The 16,626-nt window shown below is 67.7% G+C and carries 15 protein-coding genes; 6 read left to right on the forward strand and 9 right to left on the reverse strand.

The genetic code is table 11. The annotated features are described in order from the left end of the window. The first annotated feature begins 134 nt into the window (after window positions 1-134). Both nhaC and nhaD read left to right on the forward strand, forming a co-directional pair. Window positions 135-1,568 (forward strand): Na+/H+ antiporter NhaC, encoded by a 1,434-nt coding sequence (nhaC, locus tag FIV02_RS18630; protein WP_152489457.1) that lies wholly within the window; start codon window positions 135-137, stop codon window positions 1,566-1,568. A 145-nt stretch (window positions 1,569-1,713) separates the two neighbouring features. Continuing rightward, the gene (gene nhaD / locus FIV02_RS18635; RefSeq protein WP_037049647.1) at window positions 1,714-3,096 is read left to right on the forward strand and encodes a sodium:proton antiporter NhaD; all 1,383 of its coding nucleotides are present in this window, start codon (window positions 1,714-1,716) and stop codon (window positions 3,094-3,096) included. Here the strand turns inward: nhaD and FIV02_RS18640 are convergent. Then, on the reverse strand, window positions 3,066-3,728 hold the full coding sequence (locus FIV02_RS18640; RefSeq protein ID WP_152490143.1) for a DUF998 domain-containing protein: 663 nt from the start codon (window positions 3,726-3,728) through the stop codon (window positions 3,066-3,068). The genes nhaD and FIV02_RS18640 overlap by 31 nt on opposite strands. A gap of 157 nt (window positions 3,729-3,885) precedes the next feature. Here FIV02_RS18640 and FIV02_RS18645 point away from each other — a divergent pair, with 157 nt between their 5' ends. From FIV02_RS18645 to rlmF, 4 genes are all read left to right on the forward strand, one after another. Next, window positions 3,886-4,755 (forward strand): LysR substrate-binding domain-containing protein, encoded by an 870-nt coding sequence (locus FIV02_RS18645; protein WP_152489458.1) that lies wholly within the window; start codon window positions 3,886-3,888, stop codon window positions 4,753-4,755. Between the two features lie 215 nt (window positions 4,756-4,970). Beyond that, the gene (locus FIV02_RS18650; RefSeq protein WP_047590726.1) at window positions 4,971-5,267 is read left to right on the forward strand and encodes a helix-turn-helix domain-containing protein; all 297 of its coding nucleotides are present in this window, start codon (window positions 4,971-4,973) and stop codon (window positions 5,265-5,267) included. Window positions 5,268-5,297: 30 nt separating this feature from the next. Then, window positions 5,298-7,127: an SLC13 family permease gene (locus FIV02_RS18655; protein ID WP_037049653.1), complete on the forward strand. Its 1,830-nt coding sequence runs from the start codon at window positions 5,298-5,300 to the stop codon at window positions 7,125-7,127. A 210-nt stretch (window positions 7,128-7,337) separates the two neighbouring features. Continuing rightward, window positions 7,338-8,339, forward strand: coding sequence for a 23S rRNA (adenine(1618)-N(6))-methyltransferase RlmF (gene rlmF / locus FIV02_RS18660; RefSeq protein WP_152489459.1), 1,002 nt, complete (start codon window positions 7,338-7,340; stop codon window positions 8,337-8,339). 139 nt (window positions 8,340-8,478) lie between these two features. Here rlmF and FIV02_RS18670 read toward each other — a convergent pair whose 3' ends face one another. The 8 genes from FIV02_RS18670 to FIV02_RS18705 form a co-directional block, all read right to left on the reverse strand. Continuing rightward, entirely contained in the window at window positions 8,479-9,252 is a 774-nt protein-coding gene (locus FIV02_RS18670) for an ABC transporter substrate-binding protein (protein WP_172979178.1), read from the reverse strand. Window positions 9,253-9,370: 118 nt separating this feature from the next. After that, on the reverse strand, window positions 9,371-9,913 hold the full coding sequence (locus FIV02_RS18675; protein ID WP_152489460.1) for a hydrolase: 543 nt from the start codon (window positions 9,911-9,913) through the stop codon (window positions 9,371-9,373). Window positions 9,914-9,915: 2 nt separating this feature from the next. Further along, window positions 9,916-13,350: an AAA family ATPase gene (locus tag FIV02_RS18680; protein WP_152489461.1), complete on the reverse strand. Its 3,435-nt coding sequence runs from the start codon at window positions 13,348-13,350 to the stop codon at window positions 9,916-9,918. A gap of 70 nt (window positions 13,351-13,420) precedes the next feature. Next, complete coding sequence (locus FIV02_RS18685) at window positions 13,421-14,512, reverse strand: diguanylate cyclase (protein WP_256662997.1); 1,092 nt, start codon at window positions 14,510-14,512, stop codon at window positions 13,421-13,423. A 106-nt stretch (window positions 14,513-14,618) separates the two neighbouring features. Further along, window positions 14,619-15,023: an MAPEG family protein gene (locus tag FIV02_RS18690; protein ID WP_037049667.1), complete on the reverse strand. Its 405-nt coding sequence runs from the start codon at window positions 15,021-15,023 to the stop codon at window positions 14,619-14,621. A 61-nt stretch (window positions 15,024-15,084) separates the two neighbouring features. Next, complete coding sequence (locus FIV02_RS18695; protein ID WP_152489463.1) at window positions 15,085-15,456, reverse strand: SH3 domain-containing protein; 372 nt, start codon at window positions 15,454-15,456, stop codon at window positions 15,085-15,087. A gap of 70 nt (window positions 15,457-15,526) precedes the next feature. Further along, window positions 15,527-15,958 carry a hypothetical protein gene (locus tag FIV02_RS18700; protein WP_037049674.1) on the reverse strand — a complete coding sequence of 144 codons (432 nt, stop codon included), beginning with the start codon at window positions 15,956-15,958 and terminating at the stop codon, window positions 15,527-15,529. Window positions 15,959-16,013: 55 nt separating this feature from the next. Then, window positions 16,014-16,595: an NAD(P)H-dependent oxidoreductase gene (locus FIV02_RS18705; RefSeq protein WP_047590335.1), complete on the reverse strand. Its 582-nt coding sequence runs from the start codon at window positions 16,593-16,595 to the stop codon at window positions 16,014-16,016. Window positions 16,596-16,626 lie beyond the last annotated feature (31 nt).

Below are 16,626 nucleotides of genomic sequence, written 5' to 3' on the forward strand. Positions count from 1 at the left end.
CCAGGAGGGGCTTTCGGCCCTGACATCCCGCTGCGCGCCAGCGCCTGCCTCCATGCAGTCACCGCCACGAGCCCTGACAGCGCAGTCGCGGCCACCAGCCCGCCCCAAGGTTCATCTGATTTTCCGGTATACCCATGACAGCCCGTTCCCCTTCCCTGCTCGATGCACTGCTGCCTATCGGCGTGCTCGTCGTTCTCCTCAGCCTCTCCGTCTACCTGTTCGGTGACGGTTCCTCCAGCGGCCCGAACCAGATCGCCCTGATGAGCGCCGCCTTCGTCGCCGGCCTGGTCGGGCTGAAGAACGGCCTGCGCTGGAGCGAGATCGAGGAAGGCATACTCGCTGGCATTCACATGGCCATGAAGGCCAACCTGATCCTGCTGGCCGTCGGCGCGCTGATCGGTACCTGGATTCTCGCCGGCACCGTGCCGACCATGATCTGGTTCGGCCTGAAGCTGATCAGCGCCGAGTACTTCTACGTCACCAGTTGCCTGATCTGCGCGCTCACCGCGCTGTCCATCGGCAGCTCATGGACGGTGGCCGGCACCCTCGGCATCGGTCTGATGGGTGTGGCGGCCGGCCTCGGCCTGGACCCGGCGATCACCGCCGGGGCGATCATCTCCGGCGCCTACTTCGGCGACAAGTTGTCGCCGCTGTCCGACACCACCAACCTGGCGCCAGCCGCCGCCGGCGCCGACCTGTTCGCGCATATCCGCAACATGCTGCGTACCACAGTGCCGGCGCTGCTGATTGCCCTGGCGATCTTCTTCACCCTCGGCCAGCAGGCCAGCGCCGAACACGACACGGGGCGCATCAGCGAGGTCCTCGCCGCGCTGGAAGCCCAGTTCCGCCTGGGCTGGCACCTGCTGCTGCCGGTGGCCTTCCTGCTGCTGCTCGCGGTGCGTCAGTGGGCGGCCTTTCCTGCCGTGTTCCTCGCCGCGCTGGTCGGTGCGCTGTTCGCCATCGCCTTTCAGCCCGACGTGATGGCGCGCCTGGCCGATCCCTCGGCCGGGGCCCTGGCGCCGTTGAAGACGGTCTGGAACGCGCTGTTCGCCGGCTACGAGTCGGCCAGCGGCAATGCCGAACTCGATGGTCTGCTGTCCAAGGGTGGCATGGCCAGCATGCTCACCACGGTGTGGCTGATCATCTGCGCCATGTGCTTCGGTGGCGTGCTCGAGCGCCTCGGCCTGTTGCAGCGCCTGCTGCAGAGCGCCCTGCGCCTGGTGCGCAGCGACAGCGGCCTGGTCGCCAGCACCATCACCACCACCATCGGCACCAACCTCATCACCGCCGACCAGTACATCGCCCTGGTGCTGCCGGGGCGCATGTACCGCGCCGAGTACGAGGCCCGCGACCTGCCGCCAACCAGCCTGTCCCGCGCCCTGGAAGACGGCGGCACCCTGACCTCGGTGCTGGTGCCCTGGAACACCTGCGGTGCCTACATGGCCGCCACGCTCGGTGTGGCCACTCTGAGCTACCTGCCGTACTGTTTCTTCAACCTGATCATGCCGGTGCTGGCCATCGCCCTGGCCTACCTGCTGCCGCCACGCCGCACCGCTGCGCTGCAATAACGCCTGACTACCTGCGCGCGAGCGGCATGGATCGCCCTCGCAGCGCCGCTGCGGCATTAAGTCCTTTCCTTTTGCAAGTTGTTTCAGGCATCTTCCCCCGCCTACCGACCTTCAATATCAACAGAAGAAAACAGGCGGACCCTCCATGTATGCGTTGATGGCCCTCGTATTCGTCCTCGGTTACCTGTGCATCGCACTCGAGCACCCGTTAAAGATCGACAAGGCAGCCTCCGCCCTGCTCACCGCCGTGATCGCCTGGACCCTCCTGGTCCTCGGCGCGGACAGCATCCTGCCGCTGCTCGGCACCGGCACCGCCGGCTCCAGCACCAACACCCATCACGTCGTCGAAGAGCTGCGCCATCACCTGGGGGAAATTTCCGAGATCCTGTTCTTCCTGATGGGGGCGATGACCATCGTCGAGCTGATCGACGCCCACGAAGGCTTCAAGGTCATCACCGACCGCATCCGCACCACCAAGCGTGTCCACCTGCTGTGGCTGGTGGGGCTGATCACCTTCTTCCTCTCCGCCGCCCTGGACAACCTGGCCACCACCATCGTGATGATCTCGCTGCTGCGCAAGCTGATCGCCGACCGGCACGAGCGCTGGTTCTACGCCGGCATCGTGGTCATCGCGGCCAACGCCGGGGGCGCCTGGTCGCCGATCGGCGACGTCACCACCACCATGCTGTGGATCGGTGACCAGGTCACCGCCACCGGCATCATCGCCAAGCTGTTCCTGCCCAGCCTGGTCTGCCTGCTGGCTCCGCTGCTGATCATGAGCTTCGTCCTCAAGGGCGAAGTCTCCGAGCCGCGCATCAAGGAAAGCGCCGAGAGCCGCCGCGACCCGACCACGCCGTTCGAGCGCAATCTGGTCTTCGGCCTGGGCCTCGGCGCGCTGATCTTCGTGCCGATCTTCAAGACCATCACTCACCTGCCGCCGTACATGGGCATCCTCTTCGGCCTCAGCCTGCTGTGGATCACCACCGAGATCATCCACCGCAGCAAGAACAGCGAAGAGAAGGACCCGCTGTCCGTGGTCGGCGTCCTGCGTCGGATCGACATCACCAGCGTGCTGTTCTTCCTCGGCATCCTCCTGGCGGTCTCCGCGCTGTCCAGTGCCGGCCACCTGATCCAGGTCGCCACCCTGCTCAAGGACGGTCTCGGCAACGTCTACAGCATCGCCATCTCCATCGGCATCCTGTCGGCCGTCGTGGACAACGTGCCGATGGTCGCCGGGGCGATGAAGATGTACCCGCTGGTCAGCCCGGAGATGCTCGCCACCGCCGCCGCCGAGGAGCTGCCGTGGCTGAGCAACTTCGTGGTCAACGGCAACTTCTGGGAAATGCTCGCCTACTGCGCCGGCACCGGCGGCAGCTGCCTGATCATCGGCTCCGCCGCCGGTGTGGCAGCCATGGGCATGGAGAAGATCAACTTCATCTGGTACCTGAAGAAGATCAGCGGCCTGGCCTTCATCGGCTACCTGGCCGGCGCGGCCACCTACATGGCGCTCGCCGCCGTGCTCGGCTGAGCGGTGCGTCCCGCGCTGGCACGCAGTACCTGCAATGCCAGCGCCGCGACCCAGAGCACCGATATCCCGTAGTTCAGGCGCTGGTACAGGCCGAACAGCTGGCCACTGGCAACCGCCGTGGCCATCAGCCACACCGTGACGATCGCCAGCACCAGGCACAATGCCGAGAACAGCGCCAGCCCGGGCGACTGCAACAGCCGCCGTGCCAGCACGATCCACAGGGCGCAGGCCAGCGTCAGCGAGACAAACATCAGCAGCCCCGCCAGGTTGTGCAACTGCTGCGACAGCGACGGTTGCGCTGGCGCACAGCCCTGGTCGCAGGCGAAATAGCCGGTGCCCAGGCTGCCCAGGCCATGCAGGCCGATCATCAGCGCACTGAGCAATGCCAGCTTCGAACCAGGAAAGCGGCGCGCCACGCCCAGGCCGAAGAGAATGAACAGCAGCCCCAGCGGCAGGTTGTTGACCCAGGCGGAAAAACCATGGGTCGGTGCCCCCTGCGCGCCCAGCTCGCTCATGGCCTGCTGCAGGTGGCTGTAGCCGGGGTAGGCCAGCGCCGTCAGCGCCACGCCGAGCAACAGCCAGCAAGGAATCAGTACACCACTGCCCAGCAACACCCGATCACTCGTCTTCAGCACGACACGCTCCTTCACTCCGTCGATGACAGCGCCACCAGCAACGGTGGCAACCCGGCGACATGCTAGGCAGGCCTGGGCGCGGGCGTTACCGATTTTTTTGCAAGGCAGCTTGCACATGCGTCATCCTGTCGCGCCTCGCACACGGACGGCCAGAATGAGCAGACGCCTACCCAGCACCGCCGCACTACTGGCCCTGGAAGCCGCCGCTCGCCACCAGAGCTTCGCCCGCGCCGCCCAGGAGCTGTCGCTGAGCGAAGGCGCGATCAGCCGGCAGATCGCCAAGCTGGAAGACTTCCTCGGCGTGCGCCTGTTCCACCGCGTCGGCAACCGCGTCGAGCTGTCCACTGCCGGTGCCGGCTACGCCACGCAGATGCGCACGCTGCTGGCCGACATCGAGCGCCACACCCGGCAACTGACCCAGCGCGCCAGCGCCGACAGTGCCCTGGAGATCGGTGTCCTGCCGACGCTGGCCAGCCGCTGGCTGATCCCGCGCCTGGTGCACTTTCGCCAGTTGCACCCGGATATCCAGATCAACCTGCGCGAGCGCACGCAGCCGTTTTCCCTGGCGGACAGCGAGTTGCACGCGGCGATCCATCATGCCCACCTCGACTGGCCGGGGATGCAGGTCCAGGCCCTGTTCGAGGAACCGCTGATCGCCGTCTGCCACCCGCAGCTGGCGGCCCGGCCGGCCAGGCAGATGCCGCTGCTGCACAAGCACGAGAGCCCCTTCGGCTGGGCACGCTATGCCGAGCTGAGCGCCTTGGCACTGGCCCACACGGACCAGGGCCCGGTGTACGACCGCTATGCCCTGCTCATCGAGGCCGCCAAGGCGGGCATCGGCATGGCCCTGGTGCCGCGCCGCTATGTCGAGCAGGACCTGGCCGATGGGCGCCTCAGCGCGCCCTGGCCGGTGCTGGCAGAACTGGCCGAGCGCTACGTGCTGGTCACCCGCCCCAACGCCGAGTCACCACCTGCGCTGGCGCTGTTCCAGGCCTGGCTGCTGGAGCAGAGCGCCACACGCTAATCGGCACGCCGCGAAGTGATCCAGGCGCCCCAGAACAGACTGGAGAAGAACCGCTGCGCCGGGCCGAAGCCGCTGTCGCCGGGCAATAATAAAAATTCATATTTATCATCCAGTGCATTCCCATGAGGAATCCACCTGCCACCCTCTGTGCCACGAGCAGCGCCACGCTGATATAGTCCCCCGATCAATCCCGGCCCGACGTGGACACCCAGCGCATGGACGTGAGCAAGACCAAGACCAGTTTCTACCGCCGCCTCTACGTCGCCTGGCTGATCGACAGCGGCGCCGCGACCAGCGTGCCGGCGCTGATGGAGGCCACCGGCATGCCGCGACGCACGGCGCAGGACACCCTCTCGGCGCTGGTCGAACTGGACATCGACTGCCAGTTCGCCCAGGGCCAGGGCGAACGCAACAATGCCGGGCAGTACCTGATCCGCGACTGGGGGCCGATCGACAAGCGCTGGATCGCCGGCAACCTGCAGCAGATCAAGACCACGCTCGGTTATCCCTGAAACAATCGCTCCGTGCTTTCTGGAGCTGCGATGAATCCCGATCTTCTCTGGGTGCTTGGCCTGCTGGCCGGCGCCATTTCCCTGTTCGTCATCGGCAAGCCACGCATGGACGTGGTCGCCCTGCTGGTGCTGGTCGCCCTGCCGCTTACCGGTGTACTCGACCTGCAGCAGACCCTGGCCGGCTTCAGCGATGCCAACGTGATCCTCATCGCCGCGCTGTTCGTCATCGGCGACGGCCTGGTGCGTACCGGCATCGCCTATCGCCTCGGTGACTGGCTGGTGGCCAGGGCCGGCAGCAGCGAGACGCGCCTGCTGATCCTGCTGATGCTGGCCGTGGCCGGCCTCGGTTCGGTGATGAGTTCCACCGGCGTGGTCGCCATCTTCATTCCCGTGGTACTCGGCGTCGCCGCTCGCCTGCGCCTGGCGCCGGGGCGCCTGATGATGCCGCTGGCCTTCGCCGGGCTGATCAGCGGCATGCTGACCCTGGTGGCGACGCCGCCGAACCTGGTGGTGCACGCCGAACTGCGACGCGCCGGCCTCGCGGGCTTCGACTTCTTCACCTTCACCCCGATCGGCCTGGCCATCCTCCTGCTCGGCATCGGCTACATGCTGCTGGCCCGTCGCTGGCTGGTGCGCACCGAGGCCGGCGGCAATGCCGAACCGCCGCGCCTGACCCTGGCCGACCTGGCCGAGCGCTATCGCCTCGGCGAGCGCGAGCGGCGCCTGCGTGTACGGGCGGACTCGCCGCTGGCCAACCAGGTGCTCAACGAACTGCAACTGCGCCGCGAGCACGGCATCAACGTCATCGCCATCGAGCGCCGGCAACGCCTGCGTACCCTGCTGCTGATGGCCAGCGGCAACACCCTGCTGGAGCCCGGCGATGTGTTGCTGGTGGATATCGCCAGCCCCGCCATCGGCCTGCTTGGCAGCTACCAGGCCCTCGGCCTGGAGCCCATGCCGCTGCCGCACTCGTACTTCAGCCTGCACGCGCATGAGCTGGGCCTGGCCGAGGTGGCGCTGCCGCCGGAGTCGCAGCTACCGGGCAAGACCATCCAGGAGCTGGGCTTTCGCTCGCGGCACAAGCTCAACGTGGTCGGCCTGCGTCGCCAGGGTGGCGCCCTGGAGGGGCTGCTGGTCGACGAGAAGCTCAAGGCCTCCGATACCCTGCTGGTGGCGGGCGCCTGGCGCGATATCCACCGCCTGCAGGGGCTGAGCCGCGATTTTCTGGTGCTCAGCCTGCCAGCCGAGGTCGCCGAGGTGGCACCGGCGGCGCGCAAGGCGCCCTATGCCCTGCTCAGCCTGGCGGTGATGGTGCTGCTGATGGTCAGCGGCCTGGTGCCCAACGTGCAGGCCGCGCTGATTGCCTGCCTGCTGCTCGGGGCGTTTCGCTGCATCGATCTGGACAGTGCCTACCGCGCGATCCACTGGCCGACGCTGATCCTCATCGTCGGCATGCTGCCCTTCGCCCAGGCGCTGCAACAGACCGGTGGCGTCGAACTGGCAGTACAGGGGCTGGTGGGTGGCCTGGGCGATGCCGGGCCGCGCCTGATCCTGGCCAGCCTGTTCGTGCTGACCGCCGTCATCGGCCTGTTCATCTCCAATACCGCCACGGCGGTGCTGATGGCGCCCGTGGCGATCGCCACCGCGCAGGCGCTCGATGCCTCGCCCCTGCCGTTCGCCATGACCGTGGCCCTGGCCGCCTCGGCCGCGTTCATGACGCCGATCTCCTCACCGGTGAACACCCTGGTACTGGGCCCCGGGCAATACCGCTTCGGCGATTTCGTGCGCATCGGCGTGCCCTTCACCCTGCTGGTGATGATCGTCAGCGTGGGGCTGGTGCCGCTGATCTTCCCGCTGTAGGCGAGCGCTGGAAACTGCTGCGCCCGAACGGCTCATTCAGCGCAGGTGAAGTCGGGCGCGACTCCGAGCGTTCTTCGCTCGTTCCTGCCTGGTGCTGACCGCCTCGTCCGGGTTTCCAGAGGCGCCCTGCGGATGCCACCAGGCGATGCCCCGGCTGCACGGCCAGCCCGACTGTGGGAAAATCGCCGCCCGCCTGCCCGAAGCTCGTCCATGCCACAGCCACCGAAACGCCCACGCAAGCCCGCCCCCGCCGCCGTGAAGACGGCGCCGAGCAAGGGCGAACTGCATCCGCGCAATCGCCACCAGGGACATTACGACTTCCCGGCGCTGATCAAGGCCAGCCCGGAACTCGGCCAGTTCGTCATCAGCAACCCCCATGGCAAGCCGAGCATCGACTTCGCCAATCCGCAGGCGGTGAAGGTCTTCAACCGTGCGCTGCTGGCGCAGTACTACGGCATCCGCCACTGGGACATTCCCGATGGTTACCTGTGCCCGCCGATTCCCGGCCGCGCCGACTACCTGCACAACCTCGCCGACCTGCTGGCGACCGACAACGCGGGGCAGATTCCCCGTGGCGCGGTGATTCAGGCGCTGGACGTCGGCGTCGGCGCCAACGCCATTTACCCGCTGATCGGCCACTGCGAATACGGCTGGCACTTCATCGGCGCCGATATCGCGCCGGCGGCACTGGCCTCGGCACGCGCCATCGTGCAGGCCAACCGCGCGCTGCAGGGTGCCATCGAGCTGCGCCAGCAAAGCGATGCGGCGCATGTCTTTGTCGGCCTGCTGCAAGCGGACGAGCGCATCGACCTGACCCTGTGCAACCCACCCTTCCACGCCAGAGCCGAGGACGCCACCCGTGGCAGCACGCGCAAATGGCGCAACCTCGGCAAGCTCGACCCGAAACGCAAGCTGCCGGTGCTCAACTTCGGCGGCCAGGCTGCCGAACTGTGGTGCCCCGGTGGCGAGGCGGCGTTCCTCAAGCGCATGGCCAGCGAGAGCGCGCAGGTCGCCGAGCAGGTGCTGTGGTTCAGCAGCCTGGTGTCCAAGGGCGGCAACGTGGAACTGCTGCAGGGCTGGCTGGCCAGGGCCGGCGCCAGCGAAGTGCGCATTCTCGGCATGTCCCAGGGGCAGAAGCAGAGCCGTCTGGTGGCCTGGACGTTCAAGGACGCCGCCCAGCGCGAGGCCTGGCGCCAGAACCGCTGGCGTTAGGCTCTGTACGAGAAGTCGTCGAGCGAAGGTCAGGCCAGGCGAAATCGCTCGAAGAAGCGCAGTTTACGTGCTGTAAATGAGCATTCTGAGAGCGATTTCAACGCAGCATCACCGAGCGCAGGCACTTTTCGTACAAAGCCTAGGGCTTCGCCAGGTAGGCGGCTCTCCGCTCCTGGTAGACGGCCGACTCACGCTGGCGCTGCACCTCGGCCCAGATCCGTTCGGCCAGATCCGGCTCGTGCGCCAGCAGCGCATTGGACAGCATCAGGTAGTAGGGTTTTTCCTCGAGCAGCTGCGGCAGCTTCTCGATCGACTGCGCGAGCTGGGGATTGGCCTGCAGCACGAAATCACCGCGCTGGGTCTGCAAGGCAGCGGCCTCGATACGGCCATGCTCGAGCATCTGCAACAGCGCCAGCGGGTCACGGCTGGACTCGTCCACCTCCAGGCCATGGGCCAGCAGCAGGTCGCGAATGGAGAAGCCGCTGAGCGAGCCCACGCGGCCGTTCAGATGGCTGAAGCGCCGGCCGTCCCAGGACACCGCGCTGCCGGCGCGCCGATAGAGGGTGTAGCGCGACGAATGCAGGCGCCTGAGGGTATCCGGCCGGCCCTCCGCATCGAGGGGATAACGACCCATCCGCTGGCGTTCGGGCTTGAAACTGGCGGCGAAAGCGCCGTCATACAGCCCATGCTGCAAGCCGGCCAAGCAGCGCTTCCAGGGCACCGCCACATAGGTGAACTGCAGGCCGAGCTGCTGCTGGACGAGATCGAGCAGTTCCTTGTTGAGGCCGCTGCCATCGCTCATGACCCAGGGGTACGAATCCTGGTCCTCATGGCAGAACCGTAGCGCTGACTCGGCGGCAACGCTGGCCCCCAGCAGCAACCCCAACACGCAACACTGCAGCGTTCTGAACAATGACCGCACTCCAACGTATCACCGCCCGGCAGGCAGGCCGTGGCGAATGACCGACTGATGATCCCGTGCCTAAGCATAGGCGCAGTTGGCCACCCCAGCCTGCGGAGGCAGGCGCGCGTCAGCGAATGAAGGTGCGGCTGATCTCGCGGAACTGCTCGGTGCCGGCCTGCTCCAGCCATTCGAAGGCGACCATCTCGCGCGAGACGATCAGCGCTCCGGCGTGCTCCATGCGCGCCAGGCCCAATGCCTTGTCACGCGGGCGGCGCGACCCCACCGCCTCGTCGACCACGAACACCTCGCGCCCGGCGGCCAGCAGGCCGAGTACCGTCTGCAGCACGCAGACATGGGTCTCCGCACCGCACACCACGAACTGGCGGCGCTCGCCTCCCGGCAGGTCGAACAGCCCGGCGCCCGCCGTGGCGGAAAAATGGATCTTCTCGCGCAGCCCGTGCGCCGGCAGCAGTTCGCGCAGGCCGGGGTCGGTTGCACCCAGCCCCTTGGGGTACTGCTCGGTGGCGATCACCGGCACGTCGAGGCGCTGCGCCACACGCACCAGCCAGGTGGCCTGCTCGACCAGCGCCGCGCCCGCGTCGATGGCTGGCAACAGCCGTGCCTGCAGGTCGATCACCAGCAGGGTGGAATCCTTCGCTCGCATCAACATCGCTACGCTCCTTCCTTCACCGCGAAACGCGCATCGAGCCGGCTGTAGCCGAGGCCGACGCCCTTGTGTACCCGCAGCTGCACGGGAATACGCTCCTTCATCGCCTCGACGTGACTGATCACGCCGATGGTCTTGCCGCTGGCGTTGAGGTTGTCCAGGGCGTCCAGCGCCACCTCCAGGGTCTCGCCATCCAGCGTGCCGAAGCCTTCATCGAGGAACAGCGAATCGATACTGGTCTTGTGGCTGACCAGATCGGACAGCGCCAGGGCCAGGGCCAGGCTGACCAGGAAACTCTCGCCGCCGGACAGCGTGCGGCAATCACGGGCCACGTCGGCCTGCCAGGTGTCACGCACCTCCAGCTCCAGCTCGCCGCTGCTCTTGCGCGCCAGCTGGTAGCGGCCGTGCAGGCGGGTCAGCTGGCGGTTCGCCAGGTGGATCAGGTGATCGAGGGTCAGGCCCTGGGCGAACTTGCGGAACTTGGCGCCATCGGCCGAACCGATCAGGCCGTTGAGTTGCTGCCAGAGGGCATGCTCGCCCTCCTGTGCGGCGATTTCGGCGAACAGCGCCTGCTGGCTGCTGCGCCGTGCCGCGTCGGCCTGAAGCTGGGCCCGCACCTCACCCTGGCGCTCGCTCAATGCACGCAGGCGATCCTGCAGCGCCTGGATCTGTTCGCCCAGCTCGGCCAGGCTCAGGGCGCTCTGCGCCTCGCCCTGGAGGCGCTGTACCTCGGCCTGCGCCGCCGCTTGCAAGGTCGCCGCCTGGGTGTGTGCGCGCTCCAGATCGGCCTTCAGCTGCAGCAGGCGCTGACGTTCCTCATCGCCCAGCAGCGCCGCTTCGAACGCCGCCTGGTCGGCGAACGGGCTGCCGGCCAACGCCTGCTGCCAGGCCTGCTGGCAGTCATCCAGGCGCGCCTGCAGGCGTGCCTGCAACGCCACCTGGGCCTGCTCGCTGCCGGCCAGGCCATCACGTTCACGCTGCGCGGCGGCCAAGCGCTCGGCGGCCTCGCGCCAGGCCTGCCGTGAATCGCTGACGGGTGCAGGCTCAGCCAGGTCAGCCACGCCAGTGGCCTGCCAGCGCTGCAACCACTGCGCGGCCTGTGCCTGGTCCTCGTCCAGCTGCCGCTGCGCCTCGTGCTTCTGCTCGAGCAACTGCTGCTCGCGTGCCTGCGTGTCGCGCCAGGCCTGCCAGGCGGCCTTCTGCTGCGCCAACCAGCCCTCGCCGTCAGCCGGCAGTTCGCTGGCGAAACCCTCCAGGCTGGCCAGCAATGCCTCGGTCTGCTGTGCTTGCCCGGCCTGCAGATCGTTCAGGTCGGCCTGTTGCTCGGCCAGACGCGCCTGGGTGTTGTCCAGATCGCGCTCGAGCAGGGCCTGCTGCCGCTGTGCTTCGCTCTGCTCACGCTCGGCCGTCTCGCGCAGCTCGCGCAGACGCTGCAGTTCGGCCTGCTGCTGTTGCACGCTCTGCAGACGCGCCTGCAGCGCCGCCAGCGCCTGCTCGTGCTGCTGTTGCATCGGGCCCAGCTCGGCGGCATCGTGCAGGCGGATGTCGTGCTCGCTCAGTTGCTGCTGCCATTGCTGATCCAGCGGCTGCAACTGCGCCTGGGCCTCGGCCTGCTGCGCGTGCAACTGCTCGATCTGCGCGGCCAGGCGGGTCAGTTCATCACGCAGGCTGGCCCCCTGGCTCTCCAGTTCGCCCAGGTCACTGCGGCACTGCGCCAGCGCCTGTTCGGTGGCGGAGACATTCAGCGCCTGATACTGCTCGATCGCCGGATGCTCATGCGAGCCGCACAGCGGGCAGGCCTCGCCCGGCTGCAGGCGGGCGCGATGGGCCTCCAGGTCGTGGATGCGCTGTTCCTGCTCCAGCAGCTTTTCCTTGTCGGCGCACTGCTGCTTGAGCGCCTTGTAGCGCTCGCGCAGCGCGCCGATCTCGGCATTCTTGTCCCTCTGCAGACGCTGCAGTTCGGCCAGGCGCGGCGGCAGCCCGGCGAGTTGCCCGCCCAGCGCCTCACGGCGTTGCGCCAGTTGCTGCAAGCGGTCGAACACGCGGCTGCGCGCCTGCTGGCCCTGCACCTCCTGCCACAGCCCCGCCTCTCCCGCCGCGCCCAGCAGGTCCTGCACGCTGGCCTGCTGCTGCGCCTCGGCAGCGCGCGCCTGCTCCAGCTGCTGTTGCAGCGTGGTCAGACGCGCCCCCTGCGCCTCACGCTGGCGCTGCAGCGCGGCGAGCTGCGTGGCGGATTCGCTCAGCCGCGCCTGCGCCGCCTGCACGCCCTGCTCGCCCCTGGAGCGCTGGGTGAAGCGCTCGTCCCAGCCGCTGAGCAGCTCGCCCAGACGCGCATGCTGTCTGCGTTCGCCCAGCCAGGCCTGCACCTCGGCATACTGCTGCTGCAGCTGCGTCAGCGCGGCCTGACGCTGGGCACAACCGTGCGCGGCATAACGGCTGGCCTGCCACAGCGCCAGCCGCTCACGTTCGGTGCAGGCCTGCATCCGTTCGCGCAGCGCGATCAGGTCGTGCTCGGCCTGCTCGCGCTCCTGCCGCGCCTGCTGCCAGGCCTGGTGCAGGGGCAGCAGGCGCGAGGCCGGCTCGCTGGCGGCCAGGCGCTGCAGCTCATCACCCGCGTCCGCCTGGCGCTGCCGGGCCTGTTGCACGGTTTGTGCTGCCTCGGCGGCCTGCTGCTCGGCACGCTGCAAGGCTTCTCGCCAGCGCTGCTGCCCTTGCAGCGCCTGTTGCTCGGCGAGCAGCGGCGCCTGCTCCTGCGCCAGGCGCTCGGCTTCATCCTGCAGCTCCGTGCGCCGCGTTTCATCCAGCAGTTCCATGCCCTGGGCGCGGCTTTTCAGCAGGCCCAGCGCCTGCTCGGCAGCCTTGGTGCGTTCGTAGACCTGCTGGGAAATCCGCCCGTAGACCTCGGTGCCGGTCAGTTCTTCCAGCAGTTCGGCACGCTGGTTGGCGTTGGCCTCGAGGAACGCGGCGAAACCGCCCTGGGCCAGCAGCATGGATTTGGTGAAGCGCTCGAAGTCCAGGCCGGTCAGTTCGGCGGTCAGGCTCTCCTTCTCGCGGATCTTGTCGGTGAGGATTTCGCCACCCTCGATGCGCGCCAGCTCCACCTTGGGTGCCTGCAACGCGCCGTCGACCTTGTCCCGCGCTCGGCGCTGGCTCCAGAACGCACGGTAGCCCTGCCCCCTGACCTCGAACTCGACCTCGGCCAGGCAGTCGGCGGTGTGCCGGGTCATCAGCTCGTTGCCGCTGGCCGACAGCGTGCTCATGCGCGGCGTGCGGTGATAGAGCGCGAGGCAGATGGCATCGAGCAAGGTGGTCTTGCCGGCACCGGTCGGCCCGGTGATGGCGAACAGGCCGCTGTCGGCGAAGGGCTCGGCGGCGAAGTCGATCTTCCACTCCCCCTTCAGGGAGTTGAGGTTCTTGAGGCGCAGGCTGAGGATTTTCATGCACAGGTCGGAAGCCGTTGGAGGCGGCCATTCTGGCATTCTCCGCCGCGCGCTGCAGGCCCGAATGCCGCTACAGCGCCTCGACGCGGTCGCGGCCGCTGGCCTTGGCCCGATACATCGCCTTGTCGGCCCGGGCCATCAGTGCCTCCAGGGTTTCGCCTGGGCGGTATTCGGCGATACCGAAGCTGGCGGTCTTGCGCTCGACGGTGTCGAAGGCGAACGCCTGGATACGCCGCCGCAGCGCCTGCACGGCTGCCACGGCCTGATGCGAGCCGATCTCCGGCAGGACGATGAGAAACTCCTCGCCCCCGAAGCGGCCGACCTTGTCCACCGCGCGCACGCTCTCGCGCAGCAGCGTGGCGAACTGGCGCAGCACGCTGTCGCCCACCGCATGACCGAAGGTGTCGTTGACGTGCTTGAAATGGTCGATGTCGATCAGCACCACCGAGAACGGCGTGCCGTAGCGGTTGGCCCTGGCCTGCTCGTCGGCGAGGAACGCCTCGGTGCGCGAGCGGTTCCACAGCCCGGTCAGGCCGTCGAGGCTGGCGCTCAGTTCCAGGCTGTCCTGCTGCAGGAACATGCGTTTGTGCGCCTTCTCCAGCAGGAAGGCGCTGAGCAGCCCGAAGGAGAACGAGGCGAGAATCCAGATCAGGTGCAGGCGCTGCGGCCCCGGGGTGAGCGAGTGTTCGAGGGTGACCAGGAGAATCGCCGACAGCGAGACCAGTGCCGTGGCCATCGCGCGCTTCAGGGTCAGGCCCGAGATGGCGAACGTCCACATCAGGTTCAGGTAGATTTCCGGCGCGTAGAGCGCGAAACGTGACGAGCCGAAGTTGAAGTAGAGATTCGACAGCACCGACACGATGGGCGCACATGACAACAGGCCGAGCATCAGCGTCTGCCGGCCGGGTCGAAAGCTGAGCAGTCCGGTGGCCAGCAGGGCGCCCGGCACCATCAGCGCATGCACGATGAAGCGTGCGAAGGGCTGATCGGTTTCGACATTCTGCTCGATGGCGGCGTAGATCAGGTACAGCCCCATGGTCAGGAAGGCGACATAGCGAATCTGTGGAATCGCCGCCTGGCGATACCAGTCCTCGAAACGCTGTCGGGTCGCATCCGGCACCCCATGCAGCGGGTCCAGCAACCGGGCCAGTGTCGTCAGCACCCTAGCACCCCTGTCCATTTGCCATCATCGACAGCATAGATCGCTATTGCCGGATCGGCGTCGTCACGCGCAGTCCAGACTCCAGTGTCGGCCGCGAGATTCGTTGCTAGCCATGCAGATAGCGCTGCAGCACCAACGCCCAGAGCCCGAGCGCGGCCAGGAAGTTGAGGGTGAACACCAGGCCGCGCAGGCGCACGTTGCCGGTGCCGATCTGTACCAGGCTGTGTGCCAGGCGCCCGCCGATGAACCCCCACGCCAGCCAGGTCGCGAGCGGCGACTGCACGCCGGCCTGGATCAGCAGCAGGCAGGCGACGTAGAACAGCAGCGGCCATTCGAACTGGTTGGACAGGTTGGCGCTGATGCGCGGCTCGACCTCGGCCCAGGGGTTCGAGCCATCGGCGCGCCGCCCGATGCCCCAGATACTGGGCGCACGCGCCAGGGTCAGGAGCACATAGAGAAAGCCGGCCAGACCGACATGGGCCAGCATCGGCGCGATCAAGGCATGGCTCATGACGGCAGCTCATGCAGGCGCTGCCCAGCGGCGGACAACGCGGTCGATGACAGTCGGCGGCTCATCGCGCGGCGCCCTCGGCCTGCAGATTTTCCAACGGCACCCAGCCCGACGCGTCGCCACTGCTGCGCTGGCACCAGGCCCAGCCATTCAGTTGTCGCCCCGCCAGCACCCGCTCGCCCACCACGACGTCCAGCTCGCGGGCGCTATAGTCCTCGCGCGCCCGGCCCCGGTCGCCGGCGATCACCTCGATGATCTGCTGCGGAACCCAGCCGCCGGCCTGGCCCGGCGTGTGGCAGAAGCGCCAGTCCTGCCAGTCCTCCGGCCCCTCGTAGACTTCCCCCAGCGTCAGCGGGGCGCCGGCCTCGAACTGGATCGGCTCGGGGTACTCGCTGGTGTGCGCCGTGACGACGCGGTATTCCGTCAGTTGCATGCTCGACCTCTGTATTCCTTGTGGTTTGGCGAACGCTACATGCCCGCCGCTCTCCGCTCTGTCGAAGCGCCTAGGCGGCCTGCCAGACCTGGGCCAGGCCGACGCCGTGCAGCACCGCCAGCCCCAGGCAGAGCAATGAACTCAGGTGCCAGAAGCGCTCGCTGTTGCCGATGATCACCCGCTTGAGCCAGGGAAAGGCCAGGGCCCGGCCGAGGTAGACCAGGGTGATCAGCAGCACCGCCCATTTCGCCAGCGCCAGCTGCGGGCCGAGGCCGGCGGCAGACAGCGTCAGCAGCGCCCACAGCAACAGCACGCAGCCAATGGCGCAGGCTACCACCGGCGGATACCAGTGGCGCCGTGCGGCCATCGCCACCAGCTGTTCACCGGCGCCAAGCACCTGGAAACCCCGCGCCCCCCAGAAAATGCAGGCAAAGTGCAGCACGCCGGCCAGCGCCGTCAGCAGCGCCCCCAGCAGCAAGAACCCATTGGCCTGTAGCAACATCACGACTCTCCTTGCCAGGCGCCGGCATCACGGCCGGCGCATCACGTCCGCGCGCTCAGAAACGCGCCCTGATCTTCCTCACGAAGGCGTCGACGCGCGCACGGTCGGCCTTCTCACTGCGGTAGAACGACAACATCCGGAAGCTGCAGCCCCGGGTACAGGCCCCCAGCAGGGCGAGCTTGAGCACCCGCCTGACGGGCCGGCGCAAGACGAACAGGTCGACCCACCAGGGCGAACCCAGCGTGGTAACCACCCGCACCTCCTGCAACTGCAACAGGCCCGGGGTGATCGCACCGAGATCGGCGGCATGCTGGTAGGCATGGCCCGGCGCCCAGACGCGGTCGAACCAGCCTTTGAGAATGGCCGGGAAGCCGAACCACCAGGTGGGGAAGACCAGCACCAGCGACTGCGCCGCCTGCAACTGACGCAGCTGGGCCTGCAGCTGCCCGGCGTCGAACGCGCCGGCGTAGTAGCTCTGCCGCTCGGCCTCGCTGAGCCGTGGGTCGAAGGCACTGGCGTAGAGGTCCAGCAACTCGATGTCGTAGCCCTTGCCCGCCAGGTGCGCAACGGTTTCATCGCACAGGTGGCGACAGAGGCTGTCCTGCAGCGGATGGGCGAATACCACCAGACACTTCACACACTGATCCTTCAGTTGCGGCGGCTACGGC

Origin of the sequence: Pseudomonas sp. THAF187a, from assembly GCF_009363395.1 — a bacterium.
In the GTDB taxonomy this organism is placed as follows: domain Bacteria; phylum Pseudomonadota; class Gammaproteobacteria; order Pseudomonadales; family Pseudomonadaceae; genus Aquipseudomonas; species Aquipseudomonas khazarica.

Coding starts and splice junctions, on each gene's coding strand:
- nhaC (WP_152489457.1), top strand. CDS start 135: ATGACAGCCCGTTCCCCTTCCCTGCTCGATGCACTGCTGCCTATCGGC.
- nhaD (WP_037049647.1), top strand. CDS start 1,714: ATGTATGCGTTGATGGCCCTCGTATTCGTCCTCGGTTACCTGTGCATC.
- FIV02_RS18645 (WP_152489458.1), top strand. CDS start 3,886: ATGAGCAGACGCCTACCCAGCACCGCCGCACTACTGGCCCTGGAAGCC.
- FIV02_RS18650 (WP_047590726.1), top strand. CDS start 4,971: ATGGACGTGAGCAAGACCAAGACCAGTTTCTACCGCCGCCTCTACGTC.
- FIV02_RS18655 (WP_037049653.1), top strand. CDS start 5,298: ATGAATCCCGATCTTCTCTGGGTGCTTGGCCTGCTGGCCGGCGCCATT.
- rlmF (WP_152489459.1), top strand. CDS start 7,338: ATGCCACAGCCACCGAAACGCCCACGCAAGCCCGCCCCCGCCGCCGTG.
- FIV02_RS18675 (WP_152489460.1), bottom strand. CDS start 9,913: ATGTTGATGCGAGCGAAGGATTCCACCCTGCTGGTGATCGACCTGCAG.
- FIV02_RS18680 (WP_152489461.1), bottom strand. CDS start 13,350: ATGAAAATCCTCAGCCTGCGCCTCAAGAACCTCAACTCCCTGAAGGGG.
- FIV02_RS18690 (WP_037049667.1), bottom strand. CDS start 15,023: ATGAGCCATGCCTTGATCGCGCCGATGCTGGCCCATGTCGGTCTGGCC.
- FIV02_RS18695 (WP_152489463.1), bottom strand. CDS start 15,456: ATGCAACTGACGGAATACCGCGTCGTCACGGCGCACACCAGCGAGTAC.
- FIV02_RS18700 (WP_037049674.1), bottom strand. CDS start 15,958: ATGTTGCTACAGGCCAATGGGTTCTTGCTGCTGGGGGCGCTGCTGACG.